This window comes from Streptomyces bobili, from assembly GCF_002154575.1.
GTDB lineage: Bacteria > Actinomycetota > Actinomycetes > Streptomycetales > Streptomycetaceae > Streptomyces > Streptomyces bobili.
In genome coordinates, this window is the sequence record NZ_MUBA01000245.1 from 1 (window position 1) to 7644 (window position 7644).

8 protein-coding genes and 1 pseudogene are annotated in these 7644 nt (G+C 71.4%); 2 read left to right on the forward strand and 7 right to left on the reverse strand.

Annotated features, from left to right (window positions below; all coding sequences use genetic code 11):
• On the reverse strand, window positions 1-533 hold a 533-nt coding region (locus BZL64_RS20375), incomplete at its 3' end, for an SGNH/GDSL hydrolase family protein (protein ID WP_244205412.1).
• A gap of 282 nt (window positions 534-815) precedes the next feature.
• Between BZL64_RS20375 and BZL64_RS20380 the strand changes: the two genes are divergently transcribed.
• Window positions 816-1310: a DUF3145 domain-containing protein gene (locus BZL64_RS20380; RefSeq protein WP_086770635.1), complete on the forward strand. Its 495-nt coding sequence runs from the start codon at window positions 816-818 to the stop codon at window positions 1308-1310.
• Window positions 1311-1394: 84 nt separating this feature from the next.
• Here the strand turns inward: BZL64_RS20380 and fabF are convergent, their stop codons facing one another.
• The 5 genes from fabF to BZL64_RS20405 all read right to left on the reverse strand — a co-directional run bounded on the left by fabF (window position 1395) and on the right by BZL64_RS20405 (window position 6318).
• Window positions 1395-2666 (reverse strand): beta-ketoacyl-ACP synthase II, encoded by a 1272-nt coding sequence (gene fabF / locus BZL64_RS20385; protein WP_086770636.1) that lies wholly within the window; start codon window positions 2664-2666, stop codon window positions 1395-1397.
• Between the two features lie 85 nt (window positions 2667-2751).
• Window positions 2752-3000: an acyl carrier protein gene (locus BZL64_RS20390; RefSeq protein ID WP_086770637.1), complete on the reverse strand. Its 249-nt coding sequence runs from the start codon at window positions 2998-3000 to the stop codon at window positions 2752-2754.
• 81 nt (window positions 3001-3081) lie between these two features.
• Entirely contained in the window at window positions 3082-4083 is a 1002-nt protein-coding gene (locus BZL64_RS20395) for a ketoacyl-ACP synthase III (RefSeq protein ID WP_086770638.1), read from the reverse strand.
• A 16-nt stretch (window positions 4084-4099) separates the two neighbouring features.
• The gene (locus BZL64_RS20400) at window positions 4100-5023 is read right to left on the reverse strand and encodes an ACP S-malonyltransferase (RefSeq protein WP_086770639.1); all 924 of its coding nucleotides are present in this window, start codon (window positions 5021-5023) and stop codon (window positions 4100-4102) included.
• An 89-nt stretch (window positions 5024-5112) separates the two neighbouring features.
• The gene (locus tag BZL64_RS20405; protein WP_086770640.1) at window positions 5113-6318 is read right to left on the reverse strand and encodes a PucR family transcriptional regulator; all 1206 of its coding nucleotides are present in this window, start codon (window positions 6316-6318) and stop codon (window positions 5113-5115) included.
• 127 nt (window positions 6319-6445) lie between these two features.
• Between BZL64_RS20405 and BZL64_RS20410 the strand changes: the two genes are divergently transcribed.
• On the forward strand, window positions 6446-7105 hold the full coding sequence (locus BZL64_RS20410; RefSeq protein WP_167396172.1) for a pirin family protein: 660 nt from the start codon (window positions 6446-6448) through the stop codon (window positions 7103-7105).
• A gap of 6 nt (window positions 7106-7111) precedes the next feature.
• Here BZL64_RS20410 and BZL64_RS39870 read toward each other — a convergent pair.
• Window positions 7112-7644 (reverse strand): annotated as a pseudogene (locus BZL64_RS39870) (serine/threonine-protein kinase); the annotation flags it as partial.

The following is a 7644-nucleotide window of genomic DNA, read 5'->3' on the forward strand; positions in this document are numbered from 1 at the left end:
GTCGGCGCGCTCCGGCGCAGGGTGCGCAGCGACTCCTCGAACCCGGACCGGAAGTCGGCGACCGGCGTCATCGCCTCCGCCGACACCCGACAGGCGTCGTTGGCCCCCGCCATCACCGTGACCAGCGCGGGCTTCTTCGCCGCCGCCCGCGCCATCTGCGCCGGCAGATCCGCCATCCGCGCCCCCGACGCCGCGTAGTTCCAGCTGTGCGTGGCCGCCTTCGCCACCCCCAGCAGGCGTACGGCCAGACTGTTCACCTCGCCGCTGTCGCCGGTCGCCCAGGACACCTCGGGACAGTCCGACAGCACCGAGCAGGCGTCGAAGCCACGCGTGATGGAGTCGCCCACCGCGGCCAGCGAGGCCGGGCTGCTGTCCCACACCGGGCCCGGTGACGCCGACGGCTTCGGCTGCCGCTCACGGGCGTCCGACTCGCCCGGCCCGTCATCGCCCCGCACATCGCAGCCCACCGCGCCCAGCACGACCGCGGCCGTCACCGCGGCCACGGCCCGCGAGCGGTGGCTCAACTTCGGCATCCCCTGGTGTCCCCTCGGTCGTCCCGCTCGCCGGCCGGTCCCCGGCCGGACGATTCGCCGGCCCACCCATGACAACGTCCGGGAGTTCCCGAACCCGACAGGAAGCAACGATCACGCCGGTCCAGGCGTCCTGCCGGGTGAATGGGGGCCGTTCCGCGGCCCGGGACCGACGGTACGTCACACTCCTCGCGCCGCCGCACGGTAGCCTCGCCATCAGCGTGGCTGCCCGCCACAGCCGCCATGCCAGCCTGCAAGACTGTCCCGCTCTGCCCGGAGGTCCCGGTGACGACACGTGGAGTTCTGTACGTGCACTCCGCGCCGCGCGCGCTGTGCCCGCACGTCGAGTGGGCCGTCGCCGGGGTGCTCGGCACACGCGTCAGCCTCGACTGGATCCGGCAGCCCGCCGCGCCCGGCACCTGGCGCTCGGAGTTCTCCTGGCGGGGCGAGGCCGGCACCGCCTCCAAACTCGCCTCCGCGCTGCGCGGCTGGCACCTGATGCGCTTCGAGGTCACCGCCGAACCCTGCGCCACCGCCGAGGGCGAGCGCTACAGCTGCACCCCCGAACTCGGCATCTTCCACGCCGTCACCGGCATCCACGGCGACATCCTCATCCCCGAGGACCGGCTGCGCGCCGCCCTGACCCGGTCCCAGCGCGGTGAGACGGACCTGGAGGCGGAGATCGCCAAACTCCTGGGCAAGCCCTGGGACGACGAACTGGAGCCGTTCCGCTACGCCGGTGAGGGCGCCCCCGTGAGGTGGCTCCACCAGGTGGTGTGACACGCGGGACCGTAACGCCGCGAGACCGAACGCGAAGGGGCCCCACCTCCAGGTGGGGCCCCTTCACACACGTACAGGCGGTTGTCAGACCGTCCGGAACGCCAGCACCACGTTGTGCCCGCCGAACCCGAACGAGTCGTTCAGCGCGGCGATACGGCCCTCGACGGGCAGCTTGCGCGCCTCGCCGCGGACGATGTCCGCGTTCGCCTCGGCCTCGGGGTCGAGGTTCTCGACGTTGATGGTCGGCGGAGCCACCCGGTGGTACAGCGCGAGGACCGTCGCCACCGACTCGACACCGCCCGCGCCGCCGAGCAGGTGACCGGTCATCGACTTCGTCGCCGAGACCGCCATGTGGTCGGTGTCGTCGCCGAACACCTTGCGCAGTGCCTTCAGTTCGGCCACGTCACCGGCCGGCGTCGACGTTGCGTGCGCGTTGACGTGCACGATCTCCGCCGGGTCCAGGTCGGTGCGGTCCAGCAGGTTCTGCAGGGCGTGCGCGATGCCGCGGCCCTCCGGCTCCGGCTGCACGATGTCGTGGGCGTCGGCGGAGATGCCCTGGCCGACCGCCTCCGCGTACACCCGCGCTCCGCGCGCGGCGGCGTGCTCGGCGGACTCCAGGACGACGACACCGGCACCCTCGCCGAGCACGAAGCCGTCGCGCCCGGCGTCGTAGGGACGCGAGGCGCCCTGCGGGTCCTCGTTGTTCTTCGACATCGCCATCATGTTGCCGAACGCGGCGATGGGCAGCGGGTGGATCGCCGCCTCCGTACCCCCGGCGACGACGACGTCGGCGCGGCCGGTGCGGATCATCTCGATGGCGTAGCCGATGGCCTCGGCACCCGACGCGCACGCCGAGACCGGCGTGTGCACGCCCGCGCGGGCGCCCACGAGCAGACCCACGTTGGCGGACGGGCTGTTCGGCATCAGCATGGGCACGGTGTGCGGGGAGACGCGGCGGACGCCCTTCTCCTTCAGCACGTCGTACTGGTCCAGCAGGGTCGTCACACCGCCGATGCCGGAGGCGATGACCGCGCCGAGCCGGTCCGGGTCGACGGACGCGTCGTCACCGGCCCTGGCCTCGAACCCGGCGTCCTTCCAGGCCTCCTGAGCCGCGATCAGCGCGAACTGCGCCGAACGGTCCAGCTTGCGGGCCTGCGGACGCGGGATGACCTCACTGGGCTCCACGGCGATCTGCGCGGCGATACGGACGGCCTGCTCGGCCGCCCAGTCCTGCTCCAGGGGCTTGACGCCGGACTTGCCGGCGATCAGACCCTCCCAGGTAGAGGCTGCGTCGCCACCCAGCGGTGTGGTTGCGCCGATACCGGTGACGACCACGGTGCGATTGGTCGGGCTCACGGGAATTCTTTCTCCAACGATCGGGATTCAGCGGCGCCACCGCCGGGTGGCGGGGCAGGCCGGATCATCCGGCCCCAGCAGTGGCTCAGCCCTGGTTCTTGAGGATGTAGTTCGTCGCGTCGCCGACCGTCTTGAGGTCCTTGACGTCGTCGTCGGGGATCTTGACGTCGAAGCGCTCTTCGGCGGCGACGACGACCTCGACCATGGACAGCGAGTCGACGTCCAGGTCGTCGGTGAAGGACTTGTCCAGCTCGACGTCCTCGACCGGGATGCCGGCGATCTCGTTCACGATCTCCGCGAGACCGGCGACGATCTCTTCCTGAGTGGCGGCCATGTCGGCGCTCCTTCTTTGTGTTTCAGAGGGTGTGGCATTGAGTGTCTTCCGTCCCGGACCGCATGATCCGGCACGGAGTGCCTAGGGGAGGGTAACGACCGTGGCGGCGTACACGAGACCCGCCCCGAATCCGATGACGAGCGCGGTGTCGCCGCTCTTGGCCTCGCCGGTCGCCAGAAGTCGTTCCATGGCGAGCGGGATCGAGGCGGCCGAGGTGTTTCCGGTGGTCCGTACGTCACGGGCGACCGTGACGGATTCCGGCAGCTTGAGGGTCTTCACCATCGAGTCGATGATCCGCTCGTTGGCCTGGTGCGGGATGAAGACGTCCAGTTCGGCGGAGGTGAGCCCGGCGGCGTCCAGGGCCTCCTTGGCGACCTTCGCCATCTCGAACACGGCCCAGCGGAACACCGCCTGGCCTTCCTGGGTGATCGCCGGGAACTTCGCGACCTCGCCGTCGCGGTAGTCCGTCCACGGCACGGTCTGCTTGATGGTCTCCGACTTGTCGCCCTCGGAGCCCCAGACCGTCGGACCGATCCCCGGCTCCTTCGACGGGCCGACCACGACCGCGCCCGCGCCGTCGCCGAACAGGAAGGCGGTGGCCCGGTCCTCCAGGTCGGTCAGGTCGGACAGCCGCTCCACGCCGATGACCAGGACGTACTCGGCGGAACCCTCGACGACCATGCCCTTGGCGAGGGTCAGGCCGTAGCCGAAGCCCGCGCAGCCGGCCGAGATGTCGAAGGCGGCGGCCTTGTTCGTGCCGAGCTTGTCGGCGATCTCGGTGGCCACGGCCGGGGTCTGCTTGAAGTGCGACACGGTCGAGACGACCACGGCACCGATCTGCTGGGCGGTGATCCCGGCGTCGGCGATCGCCTTGCCGGAGGCCTCGACCGACATGGCGGCGACGGTCTCCTCGTCGTTCGCCCAGTGCCGGGTCTCGATGCCGGAGCGCGAGCGGATCCACTCGTCGGATGAGTCGATCGTCTCGAGGATCACCTCGTTGGGCACCACCCGGGTGGGCCGGTAGCCGCCCACGCCGAGGATGCGCGCGTACGGGGCGCCCTTGCTGGGCTTGATCTTCGACATGCTCGTCGGCTCCTTGTCAGGCACTGTGCTCGGCGATGACCTCGCGGGCCGCGTCGAGATCGTCGGGGGTCTTCAGCGCCAGCGTCTTCACGCCGGGCAGGGCGCGCTTGGCGAGACCGGTGAGCGTACCGCCGGGGCACACCTCGATCAGCGCCGTCACGCCGAGCTGCCGGAAGGTCTCCATGCACAGGTCCCAGCGGACCGGGTTGGCGACCTGGCCGACCAGACGGTCCAGGACCTCCGCACCGGTGGCCACGGCCTGACCGTCCTTGTTGGAGACGTAGGCGATCTTCGGGTCGGCGGGCGACAGCTCCTTGGCGGCGGCGGCCAGCGTCTCGACCGCGGGGGCCATGTGGAGCGTGTGGAACGCGCCGGCGACCTTCAGCGGCACGATCTTGCGGACGCCCTCCGGCTTGTCGTCGTTGAGCAGGGCCAGCTGCTCCAGCGTGCCCGCGGCGACGATCTGACCGGCACCGTTGACGTTCGCCGGGGTCAGGCCCAGCTTCTCCAGGTGCGCCACGGAGACCTCGGGGTCGCCGCCGAGCAGTGCCGACATGCCGGTCTCGGTGATCGCGGCGGCCTCGGCCATGGCCAGGCCCCGCTTGCGGACGAGGGTCAGCGCGGCGGTGTCGTCGAGGACACCCGCGAAGGTGGCGGCGGTGATCTCGCCGACGCTGTGACCGGCGACCGCGCCGGGCGCGATGTCCGCGAGGTCGCCCAGTGCCGAGGCCGACAGGATTCCGGCCGCGACCAGCAGTGGCTGCGCCACGGCGGTGTCGCGGATCTGGTCCGCGTCGGCCTGGGTGCCGTAGTGGGCGAGGTCCAGTCCGATGGCGTCCGACCACGCGGCGACACGGGCGGCGGCGCCGGGCAGTTCGAGCCAGGGGGTCAGGAAGCCGGGCGTCTGTGCGCCCTGGCCGGGAGCGACGAGTACGAGCACTCTCACACTCTCTCTTGGGTACGGGCACGGCCGCCCGTGGGGACAGGGACGAAGAACGGCAGGGGGTTTTGTGGGCCTCCGACAAAACGCTAGCTCTGAGGGTCCCCGTCGACGAGACGTCCCAGGATCAGCGCGATGCGCAAGGTGAACGCAGAGCGTACATCCGACGGCGACCAACCGGTGACGTCAGTCACACGTCGAAGCCGGTAGCGCACGGTGTTGGGGTGGACGAACAGCATCCTCGCGGCACCCTCAAGGCTGGACGCCTGCTCCAGATAGACGGCGAGGGTCTCCAGCAGTGCGGAGCCCGCCTCCTCCAGCGGTCTGTAGATCTCCTCCACCAGCTGCTCGCGCGCGCCGGGATCCCCGGCTATCGCACGCTCCGGCAGCAGATCGTCCGCCAGCACCGGCCTCGGCGCGTCCTGCCACGCGGAACACGCCTTGAGCCCGGCGGCGGCGGCCTGCGCGGAGCGGGTCGCGGCGAGCAGGTCGGGTACCACAGGGCCCGCGACGACCGGCCCGGCGGCGAACGGCCCGATCAGGGACTTCGCGACGGCCATCGGATCGTCGCTGCCGCCCGCGATGACGACGAGCCGCGAGCCGAGCACCCCGGTGAGCACCTGGAGCTTGGCGTGCCGCGAGGCCCGCCGGATCGCCTCCACCGTCAGCTCGGAGTCCCCGTCCGGCGCGGTCCCGAGGACCACGCACACATGTTCGGGCGCGCTCCATCCGAGGGCGGCGGCCCGGCTGACGGCGCCCTCGTCGGCCTCCCCGCTGAGAACGGCGTTCACGACGAGCGACTCCAGCCGCGCGTCCCAGGCACCGCGTGCCTCGGCGGCCTGGGCGTACACCTGGGCGGTGGCGAAGGCGATCTCACGGGCGTACACCAGGAGCGCCTCGCGCAGCACGTTCTCGTCGCCGGGGGCCGCGACCTCGTCGATCGCGCTCTCCATCACCTCGATCGTGGTGCGGACCATCTCGACGGTCTGACGCAGGGTGATGGCGCGGGTCAGCTCGCGCGGAGCCGTCCCGAACACGTCGGTGGAGATGGCCTGCGGGGCGTCGGGACGGCGGAACCACTCCGTGAACGCGGCGATGCCCGCCTGGGCCACCAGCCCGATCCAGGAACGGTTCTCCGGGGGCATGGCCCGGTACCACGGCAGCGTCTCGTCCATGCGCGTGATGGCCTGGGCGGCGAGACTCCCGGAGGATTTCTCCAGCCGCTTCAGGGTCGCGGTGTGGGCGTGGGCGGCGTGTGCCGCGGCTCGGGCGTTGCGGACTTCGGGTTCGGGCACGTGGACAAGACTGCCTTATCGGGACGCGAGCATGCGTGGGCGGGTCATCGGCGTCGGGACGCGGGCATGCGTGGGCGGGTCGTCGGCGAGGGCACGGCCCGCCCGCCGACGGGTCTACGGTGGTGCCGTGATCGACGTACGCCGCGCCGACGAGCGCTACCCGGGCGGGGACCCGGCGGCCGGCATCGAGACCCGGCACGCCTTCTCCTTCGGCCCCCACTACGACCCCGGCAACCTCCGCTTCGGCGCCCTGATCGCCTGCAACGAGGAACGCCTGGCCCCCGGTGCCGGCTTCGACGAGCACCCCCACAGCCACACCGAGATCGTCACCTGGGTCGTCGAGGGCGAGCTGACCCACCGAGACTCCCGCGGCCACGAGAGGCGGGTACGCCCCGGCGACGTGCAGCGGCTCAGCTCGGCCGCCGGGGTGCGGCACGTCGAGCGCAACGACGGCAGCGGACCGCTGACCTTCGTGCAGATGTGGCTGGCCCCGCTGGAGCCGGGCGGCGAGCCCGCCTACGACCTGGTCCGCGGCATCGCCGACCCCACGCCGTACGCCGTCCCGGAGGCCGGCGCGATGCTGCACGTACGGCGGCTGGCGGCGGGGGAGCGGACGGCGGTGCCGGACGCTCCGCGGGTCTACGTCCATGTCGTCGGCGGCACCGTACGGCTCGGCCCGCACGAGCTGGGACCGGGGGACGCGGTGCGCGCCGCCGACGAGAGGGACCTGGAACTGGTGGCGGGGGCGGGGCCCGCGGAGGTGCTGGTGTGGGAGATGTCCGCCTGAGAGGGCTCAGCTCGTGCTGGGGTCCTCGGCGTTGCGCCAGAGCGTGAGGTCCACCGAGACGTAGTTGCTGGGGTCGCTCTCCGGCGCGCTGCCCTTGAAGGTGACCAGGGCGATGTGGCCGGAGGTGGTGTGCACGCACAGCTGGCTGCCTCTGGAGAGCTGCGAGAGCGAGACCCGCTCGGCGTACCGGGTCTCCTCGCGGCAGGTCTTCAGGGAACCCTGCTGGGAGTTGTTCAGCAGGACGATCTTGTCGCCCTGGCTGGACAGGGCGTCCTCGTAGACGTCGTAGTAGAAGAGGTCGGCGTCCTCGTTGTCGTAGGAACTGTTGTCCTCGATCGGCTTCGGGGGCGAGTCCGCGAAGCGGATGTAGTAGTCCTTCGGGATGTTGATCCGCTTGTACGTCACCGGCTGCGGGTCGGGCAGCGGTCGCGCACTCCCCGAACTGCCCGTGCCGCCGCTGGTGCCGCCACTCGTCGTCGAGGTGTCCGACGCGTCACCGAGTTCCTTGATGAACGACGCGCAGCCGGTGACGTACAAGC